The organism is Lysobacter sp. FW306-1B-D06B, from assembly GCF_038446665.1.
Lineage (GTDB): Bacteria > Pseudomonadota > Gammaproteobacteria > Xanthomonadales > Xanthomonadaceae > Lysobacter_J.
The window spans coordinates 3,186,985-3,209,820 of the sequence record NZ_CP151802.1 but is presented as its reverse complement, the minus strand read 5'-3'; the positions used below and the strand labels follow the sequence as shown (position 1 = coordinate 3,209,820).

Here is a 22,836-nt window from a genome sequence, read left to right as displayed (position 1 = left end):
CACGAACACGGCCGCGTCCGGCGACGCGCGCCTGCGGAACCGACCATGTCCTTGATCCCCAATCCCATCCCCGCGCGCATGAAAGGCCTCAACCGGGCCGAGATCTGCGACGTCAATTTCAGCGAGTTCGTGAAGGCGTGGAACGGTCGCGCCGATGCGCGCCCCGCGCCGGGCGATGCCATCCTGGAAGGTAGTGCGCTCGACGCGAAGGGCTTTCGCGAGCTGTTCGAATCGCAACTCGTCAGTCGCCACCTCGATCTCATGGCGCGCGTGCTGCGCGTGCAGAACAAGGTCTTCTACACCATCGGCTCCAGCGGCCACGAAGGCAACGCGATGGTCGCGCGCCTGACGCGCCACACCGATCCGGCGTTCCTGCATTACCGCTCCGGCGGCTTCATGGCCGAGCGCTTCCGCAAGCTTCCCGGCATGGATCCGGTGATGGATTCGGCGCTGAGCTTCGCCGCCAGCAAGGACGATCCCGCTTCCGGCGGCCGACACAAGGTGTGGGGTAGCAAGCCGTTGTGGGTGCTGCCGCAGACCTCGACCATCGCCTCGCATCTTCCCAAGGCATTGGGCACGGCGGTGGCGATCGAAGCGGCCAAGCGACTCAACCACACGCTGCCGATTCCCGGCGACAGCATCGCGATCTGCTCCTTCGGCGACGCCTCGGCCAACCACGCCACCGCGCAGACCGCGTTCAACGCCGCCGCCTGGACCGCCTACCAGAAGCTGCCGGCGCCGGTGCTGTTCGTGTGCGAGGACAATGGCATCGGCATCTCGGTGAAGACGCCGGGCGGCTGGATCGGCAACCGCTTCCGCAACATGGACGGACTGGACTACTTCGCCGCCGACGGCCTCGACCTGGCGAACGGCTACGCCGACGTGCAACGCGCCGTCGAGCACTGTCGCACGACGCGCCGGCCGACGTTCCTGCATCTGAAGACCACCCGCATCATGGGCCACGCCGGCACTGACTTCGAGATCGAATGGCGTTCGATCGAGGAGCTGTGCGCGGTGGAAGCCACCGATCCGCTGCTGCGTTCGGCCGCGATCGCGCTGGAATCGGGCCTGATGTCGAAGGACGAGGTGCTCGAGCTGTACGAAGCGACGCGCAAGAAATGCTTCGCCGCCGCTGAGGAAGCCGACCGTCGCCCGAAGCTCGACAATCTCGACGAAGTGATCGCGCCGTTGGCGCCGTACACGCCGGCGAAGGTGCAGGCCGAAGCGCAGCGCGCCGATTTCGCGCAGCGCCGGCTGGAGGTGTTCGGCGGCGAAGGCAAGCTGCCGGAGAACCAGCCGCCACGCCATCTCGCCATCCAGATCAACAACGCGCTCCACGACCTGTTCGCCAAGTACCCCGAGACGCTGCTGTTCGGCGAGGACGTGGCGCAGAAGGGTGGCGTCTACACGGTGACGAAGGGCTTGCAGAAGGCCTTCGGGCCGCGACGCGTGTTCAACACGCTGCTGGACGAGACGATGATCCTGGGCATGGCGCAGGGCTTCGCCAACGTCGGCATGCTGCCGATTCCGGAGATCCAGTACCTCGCGTACTTCCACAACGCCTGCGACCAGATCCGCGGCGAAGCGGCGTCGCTGCAGTTCTTCAGCAACAACCAGTACGCCAACCCGATGGTCGTGCGCATCGCCGGCCTGGGTTACCAGCGCGGGTTTGGTGGGCACTTCCACAACGACAACTCGATCACCGCGCTGCGCGACATTCCGGGGCTCGTCGTCGGCTGCCCCTCGCGCGGCGACGACGCGGCGACGATGCTGCGCACGCTGACGGCACTGGCGAAGGTGGACGGCCGCGTCAGCGTGTTCCTGGAGCCGATCGCGCTGTACATGACCAAGGACTTGTACGAGCCCGGCGACGGGCAGTGGCTGACGACGTATCCGAAGCCGGACGAAGCCATGCCACTGGGCGAAGGTCGCGTCTACGGCAAAGGCAACGACGACCTGGTCATCTTCACCTACGGCAACGGCGTGCCGATGAGCCTGCGCGCCGCCCGTGCGATCGAAGGCAAGCATGGCTGGAAGGCGCGCGTCGTCGATCTGCGCTGGCTCGTGCCGCTCAACGAGGACTACATCCGCGCGCAGGCGAAGACCGCCAAGCGCATCCTCATTGTCGACGAAGGCCGTCACAGCGCCGGCGTGGGCGAGGGCGTGCTGACCGCGATCGCCGAAGGCGGCTTTGGTGCGCGTCCGTTCCAGCGCGTGGTCGGTGTGGATACCTACACGCCACTCGCCGGTGCCGCCTTCCTCGTGATTCCGTCCGACGACGACATCGTCGCGGCGGCCGATCGCCTGGCCTGATCGCATGTGCGGACTCGCCGGCCTGCTGCGACCGACGCCGGACACCGACGCCGCGCGGCTGGACGCGCTCGCCGGCGCGATGGGCGATGCGCTGGCGCATCGCGGCCCGGACGATCGTGGCGTCTGGGTGGATGACACCGCCGGCATCGCGCTCGCACACCGGCGCCTGAGCATCCTCGACCTCTCGCCGCTCGGCCATCAGCCGATGGCGTCGGAGGATCGCCGCTACGTCGTCGTCTACAACGGCGAGATCTACAACTTCGCCGAACTGCGCGAAGTGCTGGTCGCGCGCGGCCACGTCTTCCGCGGGCACTCCGACACCGAGGTGCTGCTGGCTGCGGTGATGGAGTGGGGCGTCGAAGAGGCGATCTCGCGCTGCAACGGCATGTTCGCCATCGCCCTGTGGGACAAGCAGGAGCGCGCGCTGTGGCTGGCGCGCGACCGCGTGGGCAAGAAGCCGCTGTACTACGGCTGGGCCGGCGGAACGTTCGTCTTCGGCTCGGAACTGAAGGCGCTGTGGCGGCATCCGGAGTTCGACAACGGCGTCGACCCGGACGCGCTCGCGCTGCTGCTTCGCCTGGATTACATCCCGGCGCCGCATGCGATCCATGTCGATACCTTCAAGCTGGTGCCCGGTTCGCTGCTGCGCATCGACGCCGCGACCGTCGCGCGCGGGTCGGTGGAACACGACCCGCAACGCGAACAACGCCGCTATTGGGAGCCGCGCGAGCGCATGAGCGCTGCGCTAGCCGATCCGTTCAAGGGCGACGTGCTCGAAGCGGAGAACCGTCTGGACGAGCTGCTGCGCGACGCCGTCGCGTTGCGCATGGTCGCGGACGTGCCGGTGGGCGTGTTTCTTTCGGGCGGTACGGATTCCTCGATTGTCACCTCGCTGATGCAGGCGCAGAGCCGGCATCCGGTGTGCAGTTTCACCATCGGCTTCGAGCGCTCGCACCACGACGAGGCACACCTGGCGCGCGAAGTCGCCGAGCACCTGCACACGCAGCACACCGAGCTGTACGTGAGCGGCGCCGATGCGCTGGCGGTGGTGCCGACCTTGCCGGCGATGTTCGACGAACCCTTCGCCGATGCCTCGCAGGTGCCGACCGCGCTGGTCGCGCGATTGGCGCGCACTGAAGTGACCGTGGCGCTGTCGGGCGACGGCGGGGACGAGTTGTTCTACGGCTACAAGCGCTACGACCGCGCCCTGCGCAACTGGCGCTGGCAGCGTCGCGTGCCGGCGCCGATCCGCCGCGCGCTGGCGGGCAGCGCGAAGCAGCACGGCGAGGCCTCGCGCACCGGCGGATTCGCCGCCCTGGCGGCGGAAATGGGCGCGCGCGGCATCGGCGACGTGTACCGGCAGCGCGTCGCGCGCTGGCGCGATCCCGAAGCGGTCGTAACGGGTGCCGCGTTGCCGGCGACCTTCTACGACCAGCCCGATCCGCTGCACGGATCCGGCACGCCGGCCGACGCGATGATGCTCGCGGACTTCAGCGTGTATCTGCCCGAAGACCTCCTGTGCAAGGTCGATCGCACGAGCATGGCGGTGAGCCTGGAGGCGAGGGCGCCGCTGCTGGACTGGCGCGTGGCGGAGTTCGCCTGGTCCTTGCCACTGGATTTCAAGCGCCAGCCGTCCGGCAACAAGCATCTGCTCAAGCGCGTGCTGCGACGTTACCTGCCCGATTCGATGGTCGATCGCGGCAAGCGCGGCTTCGGTGCGCCGGTGAGTGCATGGCTCAAAGGCGACCTGCGTGAGTGGGCGTCGGCGTTGCTGGATCCCGCGCGGTTGCGCTCGGAAGGCCATTTCGATGCCGATGCGGTGCATGGCCTGTGGCGCGAGTTCCTCGGCGGCGAGCGCAAATGGCACACGCACCTGTGGAATGTGCTGATGTTCCAGGCGTGGCTCGAACACTGGCAGGCGCAGCGGCGCGACGTGCGCGCGCCCTGAGGGGCTGCCTCAGCGCGCCAGTCCTTCGCGAAGCCCGGCTTCCTTCACTTCGACTCCGCCCACGTCCAGCGCGGTGGCTTCGCGTTCCAGCGGCAGCACGGCCAGAGCGAGGTGGCGCGCGCCGTCATGGCCGCTGGCGACGAGTTTGCCGAGCGTCGCCGTTCCCGCGCTCAGGTCGCGTCCGGCTTCCAGCGGCGCATCACTTTCGACCAGCACCAGCCCGCGCTTGGCCTGACCGAGGAAGTGGGTGCGCGCAACGATCTCCTGGCCCGGGTAGCAGCCCTTCTTCACGCTGAAACCACGCAGGCGATCCAGGGAGAGCTGCTGCGGCGTCCAGTGTTCGACCTGCGAGCCGGGCAGGCGGGGCAGTCCGTGTTCGAGGTCGAAGGCCTGCCAGCGGGCCGCCGAGGCCGCGTCGTGTGAGGCCGGGGCGCTCGCGATGCGCAGCGTGCGCGGACCGCCGGCGCCGCCCAGGTCGAGCTCCAGGCCGCTGGCCTCATCGCCGGCGAACGTCGCCCCGGACGCACCCGCCGGCGCCGCGAAACGGCCGGAGACGTGCAGGTCTTCACGCACCTGGATCTTCACCTTGGCGCGGAACACGAAACGCTGCAGGGCCGTCGCCAAGGCCGCCGGATCGGCGTCCGGGAGCAGCAGCCACAGGGTCTCATCGGACAGTTTGAGCAAAGCGAACAGCGCGATCACGCGCCCTTTCGGCGTCAGCCAGCCACTCCATTGCCACTGCCCGGGCTCGAGCAGGGCGACGTCGTTCATGAACTGCGCCTGCGCGAAAGTCGCCGCATCGCGGCCGGAAAGCGAGATCAGGCGGTGGTCGGGCAGGGCGAAAACAGCGTCCGCCACAGCTTGCGGGTTGTCATGCATGGGGGCGGGAATTAACATTTAGCGCTGCGATGATAGGCCAAACCACCCCCGTCGAAGCGCCGCACGCGCCCGAAGCACCCGAGCAGACACCCGTCACGGGCGATGCGAAGGCCAAGGAAGTCGGAGGGCGTGAAGGCCCCGAGCCGACCCGCTACGGCGATTGGGAAAAGAACGGCCGCTGCATCGACTTCTGACGCGTCACCGCTCCACACGCCTTCCCGCCACGCGGCACCGCCGCCCAGCCGAGAGACCGCCACGCTCATGGCGAATCGCGAACGTCCTTTGTCACCCCACCTGCAGATCTATGCCTGGCAGGTGCAGACGGTGACCTCCATCGTCCACCGCATTACCGGCATCATCCTGGTGGTCGGCAGCTTCATCGTCGCCTGGGGGCTGCTCGCGCTGGCCGCAGGTCCCGAATCGTGGGCGACCTTCACCCGCTTCAGCCGGTCGGCGTTCGGGTTCCTGATCCTGTTCGGCTGGAGCTGGGCGCTGTCCTTCCACCTGATCAACGGCATCCGCCATCTCGTGCAGGACGCCGGCTACGGCTACAAGATCGCGTCCTTCGTGCGCAGCAGCTGGATCTCGGTCTTCGGCAGCCTCGCGCTGACCGTGCTGATCTGGGTGCTGGCGATGATGCAGCGGGGTGGCGCATGAGCCTGCACAAGTCCCGCCTGCGCAACCCGCTCAAGAGCGCCCGCGGCCTGGGTTCGGCGAAGGACGGCACCAGCCACTTCATCGTCCAGCGCATCACGGCCATCGCCCTGGTTGCGTTGTCGCTCTACGTCCTGGGCCTGATCCTGTGCCTGATCGGCGACGACTACGCGAGCGTGCGCGCCACGGTCGCCCATCCGTGCAATGCGATCCTGCTGATTGCTTTCAGCATCGCGATGTTCTGGCACGCCAAGCTCGGCATCCAGGTCATCGTCGAAGACTACGTGCACGCGCCGCTCCCGGCGGCAACGTTGCAGTTGCTCAACATTTTCCTGTGCGCACTCGCGGCCATCGCCAGCGTGCTCGCCATCGTCCGCATCGCGCTGGGAGCCTGACGCCGTGCCCGCCTACAAGATCCACGAACATACTTTCGACATGGTGGTCGTCGGCGCCGGTGGCGCTGGCCTGCGCGCCACCTTCGGCCTGGCCCAGAAGGGCCTGAAGACGGCCTGCATCACCAAAGTCTTCCCGACGCGCTCGCACACCGTGGCCGCGCAGGGCGGCGTCGCCGCCGCGCTGGCCAACATGGGCGAGGACGACTGGCGTTACCACTTCTTCGATACCGTCAAGGGTTCGGACTGGCTGGGCGACCAGGACGCGATCGAATACATGTGCCGCGAGGCCATCCCGGCGATCATCGAGCTGGAGCACTACGGCGTTCCGTTTTCGCGCACCGAGGACGGCAAGATCTACCAGCGTCCGTTCGGCGGCATGACCACGCGTTACGGCGAAGGTCCGCCGGCGCAGCGCACCTGCGCCGCGGCCGACCGCACCGGCCACGCGATCCTGCACACGCTCTACCAGCAGTCGCTGGCGCACGACGCGCAGTTCTTCATCGAGTACTTCGCGCTCGACCTGATCATGGACGCCAACGGCGCCTGCCGTGGCGTGCTCGCGCTCGACATGGCCGAAGGCACGCTGCACCTGTTCAAGGCGCAGGGCACCGTGCTGGCCACCGGCGGCTACGGCCGCGCGTACTTCTCCGCGACCTCGGCCCATACCTGCACCGGCGACGGCGGCGGCATGGTGCTGCGCGCCGGTCTTGCGATGCAGGACATGGAGTTCGTGCAGTTCCACCCGACCGGTATCTACGGCGCGGGCTGCCTGATCACCGAAGGCGTGCGCGGCGAAGGCGGCATCCTGCGCAACAGCAACGGCGAGCGCTTCATGGAGCGCTACGCACCGAGCGTGAAGGACCTCGCCCCGCGCGACATGGTCAGCCGCGCGATGACGATGGAAATCCGCGAAGGCCGCGGCGTCGGCGAGCACAAGGATCACATCCTGCTCGACCTGACGCACCTGGGCCCGGAAGTGATCCACGAGAAGCTGCCGGGCATCGCCGAGTCGGCGCGCATCTTCGCCAACGTCGACGTCGAGAAGCAGCCGATCCCGGTGATCCCGACCGTTCACTACAACATGGGCGGCATCCCGACCAACTACCACGGCGAAGTGGTGCAGCTGAAGAACGGCAACCCGGACGAAGTGGTCCCGGGCCTGTACGCGATCGGCGAAGCCGCATGCGTGTCGGTGCACGGCGCCAACCGCCTGGGTTCGAACTCGCTGCTCGACCTGGTCGTGTTCGGTCGCGCCGTCGCCAACCGCGCGGCGGAAACCGTCAAGCGCGATGGCAAGCACGCCGCGCTGGCGGCCGACGCCTGCGATCCGGCGCTGGCGCGTCTGGACAAGCTGCGCAACGCCAATGGCGGCACGCCGACGGCGGTCATCCGCGACAAGATGCAGCGCACGATGCAGGCCGACGCGGCCGTGTTCCGCACCGGCGAGACGCTGTCCGACGGCGTGCGCAAGATGCGCGAGATCCACGCATCCTTCGCCGACGTGAAGGTGAGCGACCGTTCGCTGATCTGGAACTCGGATCTGATCGAGACCTACGAGCTGTCGAACCTGCTCGACCAGGCGCTGGTGACGATCGTGTCCGCCGAGAACCGCACCGAATCGCGCGGCGCGCATGCCCGCGAGGACTTCCCGGATCGCGACGACGCCAACTGGCAGAAGCACACGCTGTGCTCGGTCGACGAGAGCGGCAAGACCCAGATCGACTACCGCCCGGTGCACATGTACACGTTGAGCGACGACGTGGCCGTGGTTCCGCCGAAGAAGCGCGTCTACTGACCGGAGCGAGCAACCGTGGCTGAATTTACCCTCCCGAAGAACTCGCAGATCCAGAAGGGCCGCCATTGGCCGGCGCAGGGCGCCAAGCAGGCGCGCACCTTCAAGGTCTACCGCTGGAACCCCGACGACGGCATGAACCCGCGCGTGGACACCTACGAGGTGGACATGGCGACGTGCGGCCCGATGGTTCTGGACGCGCTGATCAAGATCAAGAACGAGATCGATCCGACGCTGACGTTCCGTCGCTCGTGCCGCGAAGGCATCTGCGGTTCGTGCGCGATGAACATCGACGGCACCAACACGCTGGCGTGCACCAAGGCCATCGAGGACTGCAGCGCCGGCGAGGTGCCGATCTACCCGCTGCCGCACATGCCGGTGGTGAAGGACCTTGTTCCGGACTTGACGCACTTCTACGCGCAGTACGCCTCGATCAAGCCGTGGCTGCGCACGCAGAGCCCGTCGCCGTCCGATCGCGAGCGCCTGCAGTCGCCGGAAGACCGCAAGAAGCTCGACGGCCTGTACGAGTGCATCCTGTGCGCATGCTGCTCGACCAGCTGCCCGAGCTACTGGTGGAACGGCGACCGCTACCTCGGCCCGGCGATCCTGCTGCAGGCCTATCGCTGGATCGTCGACTCGCGCGATGAGGACACCGGTGCGCGCCTGGACGACCTTGAGGATCCGTTCAAGCTCTACCGCTGCCACACCATCATGAACTGCGCCCGCACCTGCCCGAAGGGTCTGAACCCGGCGCAGGCGATCGGCGAGATCAAGAAGCTGATGCTGGCGCGTCGCGCCTGATCGGGCGGATGGTGGCCGCTGTGTACGGAACTGGGGCGCACGAGAGTGCGCCCTTTTTTCTGGAACGTTTCAGGGGAATGACATGGACAACAGGCTGATCTTCGTTCCGGCGATGGCGATGGTCGCGCTCACCTGCGTGGTGTGGTGGCGCATGTACGTCATGCGCATCGGGCAGATGAAGCGTGAGCGCATCCATCCGCAAGCCGTCGCCACCTCGGCGCAGTCCGCCGCGCGCCTGACCGACAGTTACGCCGCCGACAACTTCCGCAACCTGTTCGAATTGCCGGTGTTGTTCTACCTGGCGCTGGTGGTGGCCGCGCTGACGGCGCAGGTCAACGCGGTGACGGTGGCGCTGGCATGGGCGTTCGTCCTGCTTCGCATCGTCCACAGCGCGATCCACTGCACCTACAACAAGGTCATGCACCGGTTCTACGCCTACGTCACGGGCGGCATGGTCCTGTGGGCGCTGTGGGCCGTGATCGCACTGGGCTGGTGGCGCGCATGAGCGAGGACATCGAACGCGAACTGAGCCGCCTGCGTTGGCGCTCGCGCCGCGGCATGCGGGAACTGGATCGGTTGTTCGAGCGGTACCTTGACCGCGAATGGCGGCAAGCTCCTGCATCCGAACACGGGGTTTTCCTACGTCTGCTGGAAATCGAGGACGATAAGCTCTGGCACTGGTTCATGGGACACGAAACGCCCGCCGATGCCGAACTCGCCGCCCTCGTCGCACGCATCCGCACCTTGCCGCCTTGAGTGGCGGCCGTCGCGCTGGCTGACGCGGGCGCTTTTCATACTCGGGCTGCTCGCGGCGCTCGGTGTCATCGCGAGCGAAATGCCGCTGGGGTGGTCGATCCCGCTCGCGCTCGCCGCGATGGCCGAGGGCCTCCGGCTCTCGCGGCGCGAGGCCGTGCGGCCAATGAGGGTGCTGGTGCTGGCCGGGGAGGGGCGGGCGATGGTCGATGGCCTGCCTGTCGACGCGCTGGACCTGCACTGGCGCGGGCCGCTCGCCTTCCTGCGCTACCGCGACGCAACCGGGCGCCGCCAGCGCCTGGCCTGGTGGCCGGACACACTGCCGTCCCGCGAACGCCGTGAACTGCGGCTGGCTCTTCCTGTCCAAACGGCTGCGCAGCCACCGCGTTCGATGGCATCCTAGCCCGCTATGTTCAAACCCATCCCAGTGGCCATCGGCCTGCGCTACCTGCGCGCCAAACGCCGAAACGGCTTCATCTCCTTCATCTCCCTGGCCTCCATCGCGGGCATCGCGCTCGGCGTGACTGCGCTGATCACGACGCTGGCGGTCATGAGCGGCTTCCAGCGTGAGATCCGCGACCGCATGTTGCAGATGGCGGCGCATGCCACTGTCAGCGCCTACGGCGAACCCCTGACCGAATGGCAGGCGGCCATCGCCAAGGCCGTGGCCGACAAGCGCGTGGCCGGTGCAGCGCCGTACATCGAGAAGGAGGCCCTGCTGTCCGGTGCCCGCAACCAGCCGGCGCTGGTGCGTGGCGTGCTGCCGGACCAGGAGGGCAAGGTCTCGGTCCTGGCCGACAAGATGGTGCAGGGCAAGCTCGACTCCCTCGCGCCGGGCAGTTTCAACATCGTGCTGGGCAAGGAACTGGCGCTGTGGCTCGGCGTCGGCATCGGCGACAGCGTGGTGATGACCACGACGGACTTCCGCAGCACGCCGCTGGGCGCCGTGCCGCAGCTCAAGCGCTTCACCGTCAGCGGCATCTTCGAAGCGGGCTACAACGACTTCGACAAGGGCCTGGCCGTCACCAACATGCACGACATGCAGCGGCTGCTGCGCATGGGCGAGGGCGTCACCGGCGTCCGCCTGCGCCTGCACGATATGGACAAGGCATGGGACGTCGCGCGTGATCTCGCCGTCTCGCCGGGCGGTCCGTACCGCGTCAGCGACTGGACCAGCGAGAACGCCAACATGTTCCGCGCGCTCAAGATGGAAAAGACCATCATGGCGATCCTCCTGTCGCTGATCATCGCGATGGGCGCGTTCAACCTGGTCAGTTCGCAGGTCATGCTGGTCACCGACAAGCAGGCCGACATCGCGATCCTGCGCACGCTCGGCCTCACGCCGCGCGGGGTGATGCAGGTGTTCGTCGTCCAGGGGACGTTGATTGGCGTGATCGGCACGGTGATCGGCGTGATCGGCGGCATCGTACTGACGCTCAATCTGGAGCACATCCTCAAGGCGATCGAAGCCGTGGTGGGCGTGCAACTGCTGCCCGAGGATGTGTATTACATCACCGGCCTGCCGACCGACCTGCAGGCCAGCGACGTGGTGGTGATCGCCACCGTCGCGCTCGTCATGGCGTTCTTCGCCACCATCTACCCCGCCTGGCGCGCAGCGCGCACGGCTCCGGCGGAGGCGCTGCGCTATGAGTGAGGCCATGCAGGCAATCAAGCACCAGGGCGAGGCGATCCGCGCGGAAGGCCTGGCGATGACCTATGCCGAGGGCTCGTTGCGCACACCGGTGTTCGCCGGATTGGACCTGGCGGTCCAGTCGGGCGAGACCGTCGCCATCCTGGGTGCCTCCGGCGCAGGCAAGAGCACGCTGTTGCATCTGCTCGGCGGCCTCGACAGGCCGACGGCGGGCGAGGTGTTCGTTGCAGGGCGAAAGATGAGTTCGCTGTCCGATGCTGACCGCGGCGCACTGCGCAACAAGTCGCTCGGCTTCGTCTACCAGTTCCATCACCTGCTGCCGGAGTTCACCGCGCTGGAGAACGTGATGCTCCCGGTGCTGCTCTCCGGCGCGCACGTACCCGATGCGAACAGGCAGGCGAAAGCGCTGCTGGAAGCCGTGGGGCTGGGCCATCGCCTCGAACACAAGCCCGGTGAGCTGTCCGGCGGTGAACGTCAGCGCGCCGCTGTGGCGCGAGCGCTCGTCAATCGGCCGGCGTGCGTATTGGGCGATGAGCCCACCGGTAATCTCGACGAGAAGACCGCCTCGACGGTGTTCGAGTTAATGCTTGCGTTGAACCACGAGCAGCACACCGCACTGGTGCTGGTTACGCACGACCGTCGTCTGGCGCGTCGTCTGGACCGAGTGCTTGAGCTGCACGAGGGCAAACTGCGCGAGTTGGCCCCCAGCGAGGTCTGACGGGTGACGCCAGCGGCAGGGACGCCGCCGTTCGGGATCGCTGCAGCGCTCGCGTTGTTGATCGGCGTCTTCGTTTGTTTATGGTCGTCAGGCTTGTTGCCGTGGTGGGCTTCGCTGGCGATGGTCATCGTGGGCATCGGATGCGTATGGCGAGGCATCCGGTCGCCGCGCACATTCACGCTGTTGATGGGCTGGATGCTGCTGGGTCACGCCCTGGCCGGCCTGCACGCGGTGCATGCGCTGTCGCTGCAACTGCCGGCGGAGCCGGCGCGGCACGACGCCGTCGTGACCGGCCGCATCCTCGACCTGCCCGCACATGAGCCGCGCCGCACGAGCTTCCTGTTGCGCGTCGACGATGCGGTGCAGGATGCAAACCTTCGAGGTCGCATCCTGCGACTGGCCTGGTACGAAGACGATCCCGCACGACGCACCACGCTTCGCGCCGGCCAGCGTTGGCGTTTCGAGCTCCGCTTGCGTGCGCCACGCGGGTTGCGCAATCCAGGCGGCGCGGATGCAGAGAAGTTCGCCATGGCCCAGCGCATCGCGGCGATGGGCTACGTACGCAACCCTGCATCCGCGCGGCTTCTGACGTCCGCACGGGGCATCGACGCATGGCGTGACGCAATGTCGGAACGCATCGTCGTGCGCGTGCCCGACTCGTCCGCGCGCTTCATTCGCGCGCTCGCATTGGGCGACGTTCGTGGCCTGGACGATGAGGACTGGACCGTCCTGCGTGCGAATGGTCTGACGCACCTCATCGCGATCTCCGGATTCCACGTCGGCCTGGTCGCAGGCTTCTTCGCGTTGCTGATCCGCGGGGTGTGGTGGTTGTGGCCGAACCTCGCGCGTCGCGTGCCTGCGCAGGTCGCCGCTGCGGCCGGCAGCGTTGCCGGTGCGGTGGTCTACACCGCCATTGCGGGTTTCGCGTTGCCGACCGTGCGGACGGCCCTGATGATCGCCATCGTGGCCGGTCTGCGGATGCTGCGGCGTCGGATGTCCGCGGGGGAATGCCTGGCGCTGGCGGCATTCGCGATGTTGCTCGTGGATCCACTCGCCGTTCTGTCGGCCGGCTTCTGGCTAAGTTTCGCTGGTGTCGCCTGGCTTCTGTGGTGCCTGCCCGACCGCGGTGGCCGTGCAGTGCGTGACTTTCTTTCCGCGCAGGCCGTGGCGACGCTCGGCCTGCTGCCGCTGGCTGCGATCCTGTTTGGGCAGGCTTCCCTCGCGGGGCCGCTGGCGAACCTGCTCGCCGTGCCATGGTGGAGCCTGGTTGTGGTGCCGCTGTCGTTGATCGGACTGGGACTGGAGTCGCTGCATCCCGGCGCCGGTGGTTGGGCGTGGCAGGCCGCTGCCTGGTGTTTCGATCTGACCTGGCCGCTGTTCGTCCGGCTCGCAGCGAGCCCGTTGTCCCTCTGGTGGCTACCCGAGCCGCGCTGGTTCGCCCTGCCACTCGCCTTGCTGGGCGCGTTCTGGTTACTTCTGCCGCGCGGTACGCCGGGCAAGTCGCTGGCCGTGCTGATGTGGTTGCCGCTGCTGTGGCCTGACCGTCGACTGCCGGCCCCGGGCGAGGCCGAGCTGGTGGTGATCGACGTAGGGCAGGGGCTGTCCGTGCTGGTTCGCACGACGCACCACGCGCTGCTGGTGGACATGGGACCCGCGGTTCCCGATGGATTCGATGCCGGGGAGCGCGCGGTCGTACCGGTCCTGCATGCGCTGGGCGTGACACGGCTGGACGCGGCCGTGGTCAGCCACGGCGACAACGATCATGCCGGGGGATGGCCGTCGGTGCAGCGGCTTTTCCCCGTGCCGGCCCTGTTTGCCCCCGAAGGGCTCGCCCTGCCCGGAGGGCGAGCCTGCCGTGCAGGCGAAGAGTGGGCCTGGGACGGCGTCCGCTTCCGCTTCCTGCATCCGCCGGTCGATTTTCCCTACCTGCGCAACGAATCCAGCTGCGTTTTGCGCGTCGAAGCACGTGGACGGGCAGCCCTGCTGACGGGAGACATCGGTGAGGTGATCGAGCGGCGTCTCGCCCGGGAGTCAGCGGCCGACATCCGCGCCGACGTGGTCGTGGTCGCCCACCACGGCAGCGGCGGTTCCTCGGACCCTGCCTTCATCGCCGGCACGGGGGCGTCGGTCGCGCTGGTGTCGTCTGGACACGGCAACCGGTTCGGGCATCCGCGCCCGTTCGTGGTCGAGCGCTGGCGCCGCATGGGGGCAACCGTGCATGACACGGCCGGCGAAGGCGCTCTGCGCGTTCGCCTGAATGCCGGGGGCGTGGAGGTGGAAGCGCGACGGCATGCACACCCGCGGCTCTGGGACGCCGCGCGGCGAGGGGAGTCGCATCCGGCTGGGCTATCCTATCGGCCAGATCGAGACGGCCGAGGGCCGGAGGGGTAGTTCGCGTGCTGGAACTGGTCAAGGCCGGCGGTTGGCCGATGATTCCGCTGTTGTTGCTGTCGGTATTGGCCCTGACGCTGATCGTCGAGCGCGCCTGGACGCTGCGGCGCACCGCCGTGCTGCCCCCCAACCTGGGCAAGGAAGTCCGCACCTGGGCCGGCAGCGGCAAGCTGGACCCCGCCCACATCGAGTCCCTGCGCCGCACCTCGCCGCTGGGCGAGCTGCTGGCCGCCGCGCTGGACGTGCGCCTGCGTCCCCGCGACCAGATCCGCGAGCGCATCGAGGACGTCGGCCGCCACCTCGTCCACAAGATGGAGCGCTACCTGAACACGCTGGGCACCATCGCCGCGGCGGGCCCGTTGCTGGGCCTGTTCGGCACCGTGGTCGGCATGATCCAGATGTTCCTGGGCATCCTCGACCACGGCATCGGCGACGTGAACCAGCTCGCCGGCGGCATCGGCAAGGCGCTGGTGTGTACCGCCGCCGGCATGATCGTCGCGATTCCGGCCCTGATGGCGCACCGCTGGTTCCGCGGCCGCATCTCGGAGTACATCGTGGCGATGGAGCACGAGGCCATCGCGCTCATGGACACGCTCGACACGCGCCCGGCCACCGCCGTGCGCACCCCGCAGGCGGCTTGAGGCGACGCGCCCGATGCGTATCCGCGACCACCGCGCAGACGATGAGCCGCACATCGATCTGGTGCCGCTCATCGACGTGATCCTGGTGCTGATCATCTTCTTCGTCGTCACCGCCACGTTCGACGCGCGATCGGTGCTCAAGCTCGAACTGCCGCGCGCCACCGGCGAAGCCAACACCGATCCGGCCAAGGCGCTGATCGTGCTCGTCAATGCCGAAGGTCGTTACTTTGTCGACGACCGCGAAGTGCTGCGCAGCGACGTCGAGTCGCTCAAGAGCACCATCTCCGAAGTCGCCGGCAACGACCGCGACCGCCCGGTGATGCTGCGCGCCGACGCGCGCACGCCGTACCAGGCCGTGGTCACGGTGTACGACGCACTCGGCCAGCTCGGCTTCCGCAAGGTGATGAACGCGACCGCGCCGCAGACGCGCGAAGCGGCAGCGGAGACCGCCAGGTGAGCGACGACGTCTCGCCCTGGAAGACCTACCGCCGGTTGCTGCATTTCGTCGCACCGTACCGCGCGGTTCTGTTCATCGCACTGGTCGGCATGCTGATCGAAGCCGCCGCGGCCGGTGCGTTCACCAAACTGATGAAGCCGATGGTCGACCTGACCTTCGTCAGCCGCAATCCGAACGTGGGCCTGATCCTGCCGCTGGCGATCATCGGCATCTTCGTGGCGCGCGGCCTCGCCGGTTATCTGACCGACACCTTCATGGCGCGCGCCGGCCGCAGCATCGCGCGCGACCTGCGCGTGCAGGTGCTGGGCAAGTACCTGCGCCTGCCGGGCCTGCGCTTCGACACCGAACCGGTGTCGTCGATGCTCACCCGCCTGGGTTCGGACAGCGACCAGGTCGCGCAGGCCGCCATCGATGCGGCCAAGGTCATGCTGCAGCAGTCGCTGCAGGTGCTGGTGATGCTGGGCGTGATGCTCTACACCAGCTGGCGCGTGACGCTGGCCGTGCTGCTGCTCGGGCCGATGCTGGCGTGGACGATGGACAAGGTCGGGCGTCGCTACCGTCGCATCGGCCACCGCATCCAGGAGAGCGGAGCGCAGTTGCTGCAATCGGCCGACCAGGCGCTGTCGAACCACCAGGAAGTGAAGGTGTACGGCGCGCAGTCGACCGAACTGGCGCGCTATTCCGGCCAGGCCGAGCACCATCTGCGCCTGAGCCTGAAGGTCGAATCCACGCGCAGCATCTCCTCGGCGATGGTGCAGCTGATGGGCGCGATCGGCCTGGCGCTGCTGCTGTTCTTCGCCGGTCGCGAGGCCATGCAGGGCCGTCTGACCGCCGGCGAGTTCGTCAGCCTCATGGTGGCGATGCTCGCGGTGATCCCCGCCCTGAAGCAGCTGACCAATGTGCAGGGCATGTTGCAGCGGGGCGTGGCTTCCGCCGAGCGACTGTTCGACGTGCTCGACACGCCGGACGAAGTGGACACCGGCACGCGCCCGCTTGAGCGCGCGCAAGGCCTGCTCGAGTTCCGCCATGTCACCGCGCGCTATCCCGGCCAAGCCGAGCCGGCGCTGTCCGACATCACCTTCGAGGCGAAACCGGGCACGGTCACGGCGATCGTCGGCCGCTCCGGCAGCGGCAAGTCCACGCTGATCAAGCTGATCCCGCGCTTCTATGAAATCGAGGAAGGCCAGATCCTGCTCGATGGGCATCCGCTGCAGGACTACCACCTGGCCGACCTGCGCCGTCAGGTCGCGCTGGTGGGGCAGCAGGTGATGCTGTTCGACGGCACCGTCGCGGCCAACGTCGCGTACGGCGAGATGCAGTCGGCCGATGCCGATACGCTGGAACGCGCCGTGCGCGGCGCCAACGCGATGGAATTCGTCGAGCGCTTGCCCAAGGGTATGCATACCGACATTGGCGCCAAGGGCGGACGTCTGTCGGGCGGCCAGCGCCAGCGCCTCGCCATCGCCCGCGCCATGCTGAAGGACGCGCCGATCCTGATCCTGGACGAAGCGACCGCCGCGCTGGACACTGAATCCGAACGCCTCGTGCAGGACGCGCTGGAGCATCTGATGCCCAACCGCACCACGCTGGTCATCGCGCATCGCCTGTCCACGATCGAACACGCCGACCAGGTGCTGGTGCTCGACCAGGGTCGCATCGTCGAGCGCGGCACGCATTCGCAGTTGTTGGCGCAGGGCGGACTTTACGCGCACCTGCACCGCATGCAGTTCCGCGAGGCGGAATGAAGGAAATACGGTGAGCAAAGGCCCGGTGAATCCCCCGGCGTACTGGTACGGCGATCGGCCGGCTCCGATCGGCGCGCGACTCCTGGCCAGTCTGTACGGCGCGATCAGCGGAGTGCGTCGCAGTGCGTATTTGAAGGGTTGGTTGAAGCGACGCCATCCCGGCGTCCCGGTGCTGGTGGTCGGCAACATCACCGCCGGCGGCGCCGGCAAGACGCCGCTGACGATCGCGCTGGTTGAGCGCCTGCGCGCTGAAGGATGGAATCCCGGCGTTGCCAGTCGCGGTTACGGCCGCGAGGACGCATCGACGGCGCGCTGGGTCGACACGCGCACCGATGCCGCGCAGGGCGGCGACGAGCCCGTCCTGATCGCACATCGCACCGGCGCGCCGGTGCGCGTGGATCGCGACCGCGCCGCGGCTGCGAAAGCGCTTGCGGAGGCAGGCTGCGACCTCGTCATCTGCGACGACGGCCTCCAGCATTACCGCCTGGCGCGTGACATCGAGATCGAAGTGGTCGACGGCCGTCGTCGCTACGGCAACGGCCAGTTGCTGCCGGCAGGCCCGTTGCGGGAACTGCCCGAGCGCGGGCTGCGTTGCGATTTCCGCGTGGTGAACGTGGGCACGGGCGGCGCCGACACGGGCTTCGGCGAATGGTCGATGCGGCTGGTGGCCGACATGGTCGATCCGATGCTGGGCGGACGGCCGCGCAAACTGAGCGCCTTCTCCGGACAGCGCGTGCATGCGGTGGCCGGCATCGGTGATCCCGAACGCTTCTTCACGACGTTGCGCGATTTCGGTATCGCTGTGGTGCCGCACGCGTTCTCCGATCACCACCAGTACCAGTCCGTCGATTTCGAATTCGGCAGCCGCGAATTGCCCGTGCTGATGACCGAGAAGGATGCGGTCAAGTGCGCGGCCTTCGCCGACGACCGCTTCTTCAGCGTGCCGGTGCGCGCGGAGCTGCCCGAAGCGTTCTGGGTGAGCCTGCTCGACCGCATCGCTGCGAAGGCGCGTGAATGCCGCGAACTCGGCTCGAAAGCGAGGAAGAAGACGTGAACGCGCAGACTCCCGGTTTCGTCGTCGCCATTCCGGCGCGCTTCGGCGCCAGCCGCTTGCCGGGCAAGCCGCTGCGCCTGCTGGCCGGCGAGCCGCTGGTGCTGCACGTTGCCCGCCGCGCGCTGAAGGCCGGCGCACGCGAGGTCTGGATCGCAACCGACGACGAGCGCATCGCCACCGCACTGGACGGTGCAGGCGTGCGCGTGGCGATGACATCGCCGGACCACACCTCCGGCACCGACCGGCTGGCCGAATGCGCGCGCATTGCCGGCTGGAGCGACGACACCGTCGTGGTGAACCTGCAGGGCGACGAACCGTTTGCGCCGGCCTCCGGCATACGCGCGGTTGCAGCGCTGATGCAGGACGGCGAGACGGTGATGGCGACGCTCGCGGCGCCCATCACCGACGTGGAGACGTTGTTCGATCCCAACGCCGTGAAGCTGGTTCGTGACGGCGACGGCCATGCGCTGTACTTCAGTCGCGCGCCGATTCCGTGGCCGCGCGATGCGTTCGCGCGCGACCGCAGTCGCATGCCGGATAACGAGCATGGCGAATGGCTGCGCCACATCGGCATCTACGGCTACCGCGCAGGCTTCCTGCAGCGCTTCGCCGCGCTTCCGCCGGGGCGGCTGGAGCAGGTCGAATCACTGGAGCAATTGCGTGTGCTGGAAGCCGGTTACCGCATCCGGGTCGGCGTGACGCCCGAACCGTTCCCGCCCGGCGTCGATACGCCGGAAGACCTGGCCCGCGCCGAAGCCTGGATCGCCGCCGGCCATGGCTGAACCGGTCCGCCTGCTGGTGGTGTGCCTGGGCAACATCTGCCGTTCGCCCGTGGCCGAAGGCGTGCTGCGCGCGCGCATCGCCGTTTCGACGCTGGCGGGACGCGTGGAACTGGATTCGGCTGGCACGGGCGACTGGCATGTCGGCGAGCCACCGGACCGGCGCGCGGTCGCCAATGCAGCGCAACACGGCATCGACATCAGCGGACTGCGCGCGCGTCAGCTCGCGTCCGTGGACTACCGGCGTTTCGACTGGGTGCTGTGCGCCGATCGCGCCAATCTGCGCGACGTGCGCGCCCGGGCCCCGGCCGACGCGCACGCGCGCATCGACCTGCTGCTGGACTGGGCCGGCATGGCGGGCGAGGGCGAGATTCCCGATCCCTATACCGGTGGCGCCGCACAGTTCGAGCACGTCTACCAGCTCCTGGACCGCGCGGCCGACGGCGTGATCGCACGCCTGCGCCGGGAGTACGCGTCGCGCCTGGGCTGAACCGGCGCACAGAGCGTGTTCCGCACGGCGCGCAAGCCTTGCCCTGACGCATAATCGGCCCCATCCCTGAGCCGATGCTCATGACCGCAACGCCCGCCATCGTCCCGCTTCCCATCGCGGCTTCCAGCCGCATCCCGCCGTTCCTGCGGCCAGCCTGCGGACGGCCCGCGCATTCATGAGCCAAACCGTCGCACCGGCCTTCGATGGCAAGGCCTTCGTCAAGCACCTGAGCACCGCGCCCGGCGTCTACCGGATGATCGCGGCGGACGAGAGCGTGCTGTACGTCGGCAAGGCCGGCGCACTGAAGAACCGTGTGTCGAGCTACTTCAATGCGACACCGAAGTCCGCGCGCATCATGGCGATGCTGGCGCAGACCGCGCGAATGGAAGTCACGGTGACGCGCACCGAGGCCGAAGCGCTGATCCTGGAAAACCAGCTCATCAAGTCGCTCAAGCCGCGCTACAACGTGCTGCTGCGCGACGACAAGAGTTACCCGTACGTGCTGATGACGCAGGAAGCCTGGCCGCGCATCGCCATGCACCGCGGTCCACGCGCAATTCCGGGACGCTACTTCGGCCCCTATGCCAGCGTCGGCGCAGTGCGCGACACGCTCAACCTCATGCACAAGCTGTTCAAGCTGCGCAGCTGCGAGGACAGCGTGTTCCGCAACCGTTCGCGACCGTGCCTGCAGCACCAGATCGGTCGCTGCAGCGCGCCGTGTGTGGGCCTGGTGCCGGCGCGCGACTACGCGGAAAGCGTGCGCCGCGCCGGCCTCTTTCTGGAAGGGCGCAGCGACGAGCTCAGCGACGAGCTGGTGAAGACGATGGAGGCGGCCAGCGTGCGGCTGGATTTCGAGGAGGCCGCGCGGCTGCGCGACCTCGTCGCCTCCATCCGCAGCCTACAGGCACGGCAGTACGTCGACGGACGCGCGGCCGACCTGGACGTATTGGCGATCGCCATGCATGGCGTGGCCGCGTGCGTCCTGCTGCTGGCGTTCCGCGATGGCCGCAACCTGGGCACGCGCGCCTTCTTCCCGAAAACGAACGGCAGCGAGAATGCCGAGGAAGTGCTGGCGGCCTTCGTCTCCCAGTACTACGGCGAACAAACGCCGCCGCGCGAGATCGTGCTGGATCGCGACATCCCCGATCGCGAGCTGATCGAACACGCGCTCTCCAGTACCGGTGAGCGCCGCGTGCAGATCAAGTGCAATGTGCGCGGCGAACGCGCGGGTTACCTCGATATGGCGCGGCGCAACGCGGAGCTCTCGCTGGCGGCCGAACGCACCAGCCATGCGGCGCAGCATGCGCGCGCCGAAGCGCTGCGAGAGATGCTGGGGCTGGCGGCATTGCCTTCGCGCATCGAATGCTTCGACATCAGCCACACCATGGGCGAGGCCACGGTGGCCTCGTGCGTGGTGTTCGATGCCGAAGGCCCCGTCCGCGGGCAGTACCGGCGCTTCAACATCAGCGGCATCGAACCAGGCGACGACTATGCAGCGATGCATCAGGCGATCGAGCGCCGCTTCCGCCGTGCGGTGGAGGAGGGCGGCGTGACGCCGGACGTCCTGCTGATCGACGGCGGTGCCGGGCAGGTCGCCCAGGCGCGTGCCGTGCTGGGCGACCTGGGCGTGGAGGGGGTGACCCTCGTGGGCGTGGCCAAGGGGCCCGAACGCCGGCCCGGCGAGGAGGAGCTCCTCCTGCCCGACGGCCGGACCGTGCACCCCGGGGCCGAATCGCCCGCGCTGCAGCTGGTTCAGCAGGTTCGCGACGAAGCTCACCGATTCGCCATCACCGGCCACCGCGGCCGCCGCCAGAAGGCGCGCAATACCAGCCGACTGGAGGACATCGCCGGCATCGGCCCGCGCCGTCGCGCTAATCTGTTGCGGCATTTCGGCGGGTTAGGGGGCCTGAAGGCGGCGGGTATCGAGGAGATCGCGCGCGTGGACGGCATCAACGCCGCCCTGGCCGAGCGTATCTATGCGACCCTGCACGGGCTGGACGTCCCCGACAGGCCCACCGAACGACCCACCCCCCTGGACATGCCCGAACCGACCGGCGGCGCGCGGAGCGAAGGATGAAGTTGACCGTACCGACCATGCTGACCCTGCTGCGGATCCTGCTGATCCCGGTGCTGGTGCTGGTCTTCTATCTGCCCTACAAGTGGACCAATTTCGCGGCGGCTTTCATCTTCGCGTTCGCCTCCATCACCGACTGGCTGGATGGTTGGATCGCGCGCCGCTATAACCAGTATTCGGCGTTCGGCGCGTTCCTCGATCCGGTTGCCGACAAGCTGATGGTCGCCATCGCGCTGCTGCTGACCGTGCAGAAGCATCCAACCGTGTGGATGGCGCTGTGGGCGGCGGTCATCATCGGCCGTGAAATCGCCGTTTCCGCGCTGCGCGAGTGGATGGCCGAACTCGGCCAGCGCGCCACTGTGAAGGTCGCTTCGATCGGCAAGATCAAGACGATCGTGCAGATGGTGGCGCTGGTATGCCTGCTGTACCAGGAGCCGCTGTATGGCGTGAACATCTTCCTGGTCGGCGAATGGCTGCTTGCTGCGGCTGCATTGCTGACGCTGTGGTCTGGCTTCGCATACCTGCGCGCTGCATGGCCGGTATTGCGCGAAGACGCGCGTTCATAGAGAATATGCGCATCGCGAACGCCGACGCGTTCGACGATCCGACCGGGAGATGGCAGCCCGATCGGCCGGTTCGGGAAGTCCGCTGACGGGGCCTCCCACGGAGTGAAAAAGAGTTGACACTTTTCATTCCATGCCTAAAATGTCGGTTCCTCTGCGGGAATAGCTCAGTTGGTAGAGCACGACCTTGCCAAGGTCGGGGTCGCGAGTTCGAGTCTCGTTTCCCGCTCCAGTTTCAGACAAGGCCCCGTTCTCGGGGCCTTGTCGTTTCAGGCCTCGTTGCGTGAACGGGGCCGGAATATGAAAGAATCCGGTCGACGGATTCGAGTCACCGGCCTGGTGGCAGAGTGGTTATGCAGCGGACTGCAAATCCGCGTACGCCGGTTCAATTCCGACCCAGGCCTCCAGCATCATCAAGCCCGACCGAAAGGTCGGGCTTTTTCGTTGCGGCCAGGACATCGTGCGGCACCGGTCATGCGCGGTTCGTCGCGTAAGCTAGGCGCGCGTTCCAGCCCGGATGGCGGAACAGGTAGACGCAGCGGACTTAAAATCCGCCGGCCGAAAGGCCGTCCCGGTTCGATCCCGGGTCCGGGCACCATGGCGGTAGCGATCCTCCGTGACGCACGCTGCGCATGCGTGTTGGGTGCCTGCGAAGCCGGCGAATCAGACAATTCTCATTGGCCCGCAGAGCGCGACTCCCTACCATTCCTGCATCGCGGGCCATGACGTCTGCGCCAC

21 protein-coding genes, 3 tRNA genes and 1 pseudogene are annotated in these 22,836 nt (G+C 67.8%); 24 read left to right on the top strand and 1 reads right to left on the bottom strand.

The genetic code is table 11. The annotated features are described in order from the left end of the window. Window positions 1–45 precede the first annotated feature (45 nt). Complete coding sequence (locus AAFF32_RS14865; RefSeq protein WP_342315604.1) at window positions 46–2,313, top strand: thiamine pyrophosphate-dependent enzyme; 2,268 nt, start codon at window positions 46–48, stop codon at window positions 2,311–2,313. A 4-nt stretch (window positions 2,314–2,317) separates the two neighbouring features. Beyond that, entirely contained in the window at window positions 2,318–4,261 is a 1,944-nt protein-coding gene (gene asnB, locus AAFF32_RS14860) for an asparagine synthase (glutamine-hydrolyzing) (RefSeq protein ID WP_342315603.1), read from the top strand. A gap of 9 nt (window positions 4,262–4,270) precedes the next feature. Here the strand turns inward: asnB and AAFF32_RS14855 are convergent, their stop codons facing one another. Beyond that, the gene (locus AAFF32_RS14855) at window positions 4,271–5,119 is read right to left on the bottom strand and encodes a folate-binding protein (protein ID WP_342315602.1); all 849 of its coding nucleotides are present in this window, start codon (window positions 5,117–5,119) and stop codon (window positions 4,271–4,273) included. A gap of 50 nt (window positions 5,120–5,169) precedes the next feature. On the opposite strand from AAFF32_RS14855, the gene AAFF32_RS14850 reads away from it, so the two are divergent. The 22 genes and pseudogenes from AAFF32_RS14850 to AAFF32_RS14745 all read left to right on the top strand — a co-directional run bounded on the left by AAFF32_RS14850 (window position 5,170) and on the right by AAFF32_RS14745 (window position 22,696). Further along, window positions 5,170–5,334 carry a DUF1674 domain-containing protein gene (locus AAFF32_RS14850; protein WP_216967006.1) on the top strand — a complete coding sequence of 55 codons (165 nt, stop codon included), beginning with the start codon at window positions 5,170–5,172 and terminating at the stop codon, window positions 5,332–5,334. A gap of 67 nt (window positions 5,335–5,401) precedes the next feature. Then, entirely contained in the window at window positions 5,402–5,797 is a 396-nt protein-coding gene (gene sdhC / locus AAFF32_RS14845; RefSeq protein ID WP_216967010.1) for a succinate dehydrogenase, cytochrome b556 subunit, read from the top strand. Further along, window positions 5,794–6,189, top strand: coding sequence for a succinate dehydrogenase, hydrophobic membrane anchor protein (gene sdhD, locus AAFF32_RS14840; RefSeq protein WP_216967012.1), 396 nt, complete (start codon window positions 5,794–5,796; stop codon window positions 6,187–6,189). Before sdhC ends, sdhD begins: the two co-directional genes overlap by 4 nt. A 4-nt stretch (window positions 6,190–6,193) precedes the next feature. Beyond that, the gene (gene sdhA / locus AAFF32_RS14835; protein WP_216967015.1) at window positions 6,194–7,984 is read left to right on the top strand and encodes a succinate dehydrogenase flavoprotein subunit; all 1,791 of its coding nucleotides are present in this window, start codon (window positions 6,194–6,196) and stop codon (window positions 7,982–7,984) included. A gap of 15 nt (window positions 7,985–7,999) precedes the next feature. Then, the gene (locus AAFF32_RS14830) at window positions 8,000–8,782 is read left to right on the top strand and encodes a succinate dehydrogenase iron-sulfur subunit (protein ID WP_216967019.1); all 783 of its coding nucleotides are present in this window, start codon (window positions 8,000–8,002) and stop codon (window positions 8,780–8,782) included. Between the two features lie 82 nt (window positions 8,783–8,864). Next, window positions 8,865–9,287 carry an MAPEG family protein gene (locus tag AAFF32_RS14825; RefSeq protein WP_342315601.1) on the top strand — a complete coding sequence of 141 codons (423 nt, stop codon included), beginning with the start codon at window positions 8,865–8,867 and terminating at the stop codon, window positions 9,285–9,287. Next, on the top strand, window positions 9,284–9,538 hold the full coding sequence (locus AAFF32_RS14820; protein ID WP_342315600.1) for a succinate dehydrogenase assembly factor 2: 255 nt from the start codon (window positions 9,284–9,286) through the stop codon (window positions 9,536–9,538). Before AAFF32_RS14825 ends, AAFF32_RS14820 begins: the two co-directional genes overlap by 4 nt. Then, window positions 9,489–9,938: a hypothetical protein gene (locus AAFF32_RS14815; protein ID WP_342315599.1), complete on the top strand. Its 450-nt coding sequence runs from the start codon at window positions 9,489–9,491 to the stop codon at window positions 9,936–9,938. Before AAFF32_RS14820 ends, AAFF32_RS14815 begins: the two co-directional genes overlap by 50 nt. 6 nt (window positions 9,939–9,944) lie before the next feature. Continuing rightward, the gene (locus tag AAFF32_RS14810; RefSeq protein WP_342315598.1) at window positions 9,945–11,189 is read left to right on the top strand and encodes a lipoprotein-releasing ABC transporter permease subunit; all 1,245 of its coding nucleotides are present in this window, start codon (window positions 9,945–9,947) and stop codon (window positions 11,187–11,189) included. Then, window positions 11,182–11,904, top strand: coding sequence for a lipoprotein-releasing ABC transporter ATP-binding protein LolD (gene lolD / locus AAFF32_RS14805; RefSeq protein WP_342315597.1), 723 nt, complete (start codon window positions 11,182–11,184; stop codon window positions 11,902–11,904). The genes AAFF32_RS14810 and lolD overlap by 8 nt, the downstream gene beginning before the upstream one ends. A 3-nt stretch (window positions 11,905–11,907) precedes the next feature. After that, window positions 11,908–14,335, top strand: a pseudogene (locus AAFF32_RS14800) (DNA internalization-related competence protein ComEC/Rec2); the annotation flags it as partial. After that, entirely contained in the window at window positions 14,301–14,936 is a 636-nt protein-coding gene (locus AAFF32_RS14795) for a MotA/TolQ/ExbB proton channel family protein (RefSeq protein ID WP_216967037.1), read from the top strand. The pseudogene AAFF32_RS14800 and the gene AAFF32_RS14795, both read left to right, overlap by 35 nt. Window positions 14,937–14,949: 13 nt before the next feature. Beyond that, window positions 14,950–15,393 carry a biopolymer transporter ExbD gene (locus AAFF32_RS14790; protein WP_216967039.1) on the top strand — a complete coding sequence of 148 codons (444 nt, stop codon included), beginning with the start codon at window positions 14,950–14,952 and terminating at the stop codon, window positions 15,391–15,393. Further along, window positions 15,390–17,138, top strand: coding sequence for a lipid A export permease/ATP-binding protein MsbA (gene msbA / locus AAFF32_RS14785; RefSeq protein ID WP_342315596.1), 1,749 nt, complete (start codon window positions 15,390–15,392; stop codon window positions 17,136–17,138). Before AAFF32_RS14790 ends, msbA begins: the two co-directional genes overlap by 4 nt. 25 nt (window positions 17,139–17,163) lie before the next feature. Continuing rightward, window positions 17,164–18,192, top strand: a complete 1,029-nt coding sequence (lpxK, locus tag AAFF32_RS14780) for a tetraacyldisaccharide 4'-kinase (protein WP_342317283.1) — start codon at window positions 17,164–17,166, stop codon at window positions 18,190–18,192. Further along, window positions 18,189–18,974, top strand: coding sequence for a 3-deoxy-manno-octulosonate cytidylyltransferase (gene kdsB, locus AAFF32_RS14775; RefSeq protein ID WP_342315595.1), 786 nt, complete (start codon window positions 18,189–18,191; stop codon window positions 18,972–18,974). The genes lpxK and kdsB overlap by 4 nt, the downstream gene beginning before the upstream one ends. Further along, entirely contained in the window at window positions 18,967–19,461 is a 495-nt protein-coding gene (locus AAFF32_RS14770; RefSeq protein WP_216967047.1) for a low molecular weight protein-tyrosine-phosphatase, read from the top strand. Before kdsB ends, AAFF32_RS14770 begins: the two co-directional genes overlap by 8 nt. A 175-nt stretch (window positions 19,462–19,636) precedes the next feature. Continuing rightward, window positions 19,637–21,538, top strand: coding sequence for an excinuclease ABC subunit UvrC (uvrC, locus tag AAFF32_RS14765; RefSeq protein ID WP_216967050.1), 1,902 nt, complete (start codon window positions 19,637–19,639; stop codon window positions 21,536–21,538). Next, on the top strand, window positions 21,535–22,101 hold the full coding sequence (gene pgsA / locus AAFF32_RS14760; protein WP_216967053.1) for a CDP-diacylglycerol--glycerol-3-phosphate 3-phosphatidyltransferase: 567 nt from the start codon (window positions 21,535–21,537) through the stop codon (window positions 22,099–22,101). The genes uvrC and pgsA overlap by 4 nt, the downstream gene beginning before the upstream one ends. A gap of 153 nt (window positions 22,102–22,254) precedes the next feature. Beyond that, window positions 22,255–22,330 (top strand) — tRNA-Gly (locus AAFF32_RS14755). A 101-nt stretch (window positions 22,331–22,431) separates the two neighbouring features. Beyond that, a tRNA-Cys gene (locus AAFF32_RS14750) sits at window positions 22,432–22,505 on the top strand. Between the two features lie 104 nt (window positions 22,506–22,609). Continuing rightward, window positions 22,610–22,696 (top strand) — tRNA-Leu (locus AAFF32_RS14745). Window positions 22,697–22,836 lie beyond the last annotated feature (140 nt).

Excerpts from the sequence above, each read along its gene's own strand:
- uvrC (WP_216967050.1), top strand. The coding sequence starts at position 19,637 with ATGAGCCAAACCGTCGCACCGGCCTTCGATGGCAAGGCCTTCGTCAAG.
- AAFF32_RS14825 (WP_342315601.1), top strand. The coding sequence starts at position 8,865 with ATGGACAACAGGCTGATCTTCGTTCCGGCGATGGCGATGGTCGCGCTC.
- AAFF32_RS14790 (WP_216967039.1), top strand. The coding sequence starts at position 14,950 with ATGCGTATCCGCGACCACCGCGCAGACGATGAGCCGCACATCGATCTG.
- AAFF32_RS14770 (WP_216967047.1), top strand. The coding sequence starts at position 18,967 with ATGGCTGAACCGGTCCGCCTGCTGGTGGTGTGCCTGGGCAACATCTGC.
- AAFF32_RS14810 (WP_342315598.1), top strand. The coding sequence starts at position 9,945 with ATGTTCAAACCCATCCCAGTGGCCATCGGCCTGCGCTACCTGCGCGCC.
- AAFF32_RS14850 (WP_216967006.1), top strand. The coding sequence starts at position 5,170 with ATGATAGGCCAAACCACCCCCGTCGAAGCGCCGCACGCGCCCGAAGCA.
- AAFF32_RS14815 (WP_342315599.1), top strand. The coding sequence starts at position 9,489 with ATGCCGAACTCGCCGCCCTCGTCGCACGCATCCGCACCTTGCCGCCTT.
- asnB (WP_342315603.1), top strand. The coding sequence starts at position 2,318 with ATGTGCGGACTCGCCGGCCTGCTGCGACCGACGCCGGACACCGACGCC.
- AAFF32_RS14865 (WP_342315604.1), top strand. The coding sequence starts at position 46 with ATGTCCTTGATCCCCAATCCCATCCCCGCGCGCATGAAAGGCCTCAAC.
- AAFF32_RS14820 (WP_342315600.1), top strand. The coding sequence starts at position 9,284 with ATGAGCGAGGACATCGAACGCGAACTGAGCCGCCTGCGTTGGCGCTCG.
- lolD (WP_342315597.1), top strand. The coding sequence starts at position 11,182 with ATGAGTGAGGCCATGCAGGCAATCAAGCACCAGGGCGAGGCGATCCGC.
- sdhC (WP_216967010.1), top strand. The coding sequence starts at position 5,402 with ATGGCGAATCGCGAACGTCCTTTGTCACCCCACCTGCAGATCTATGCC.
- pgsA (WP_216967053.1), top strand. The coding sequence starts at position 21,535 with ATGAAGTTGACCGTACCGACCATGCTGACCCTGCTGCGGATCCTGCTG.
- sdhD (WP_216967012.1), top strand. The coding sequence starts at position 5,794 with ATGAGCCTGCACAAGTCCCGCCTGCGCAACCCGCTCAAGAGCGCCCGC.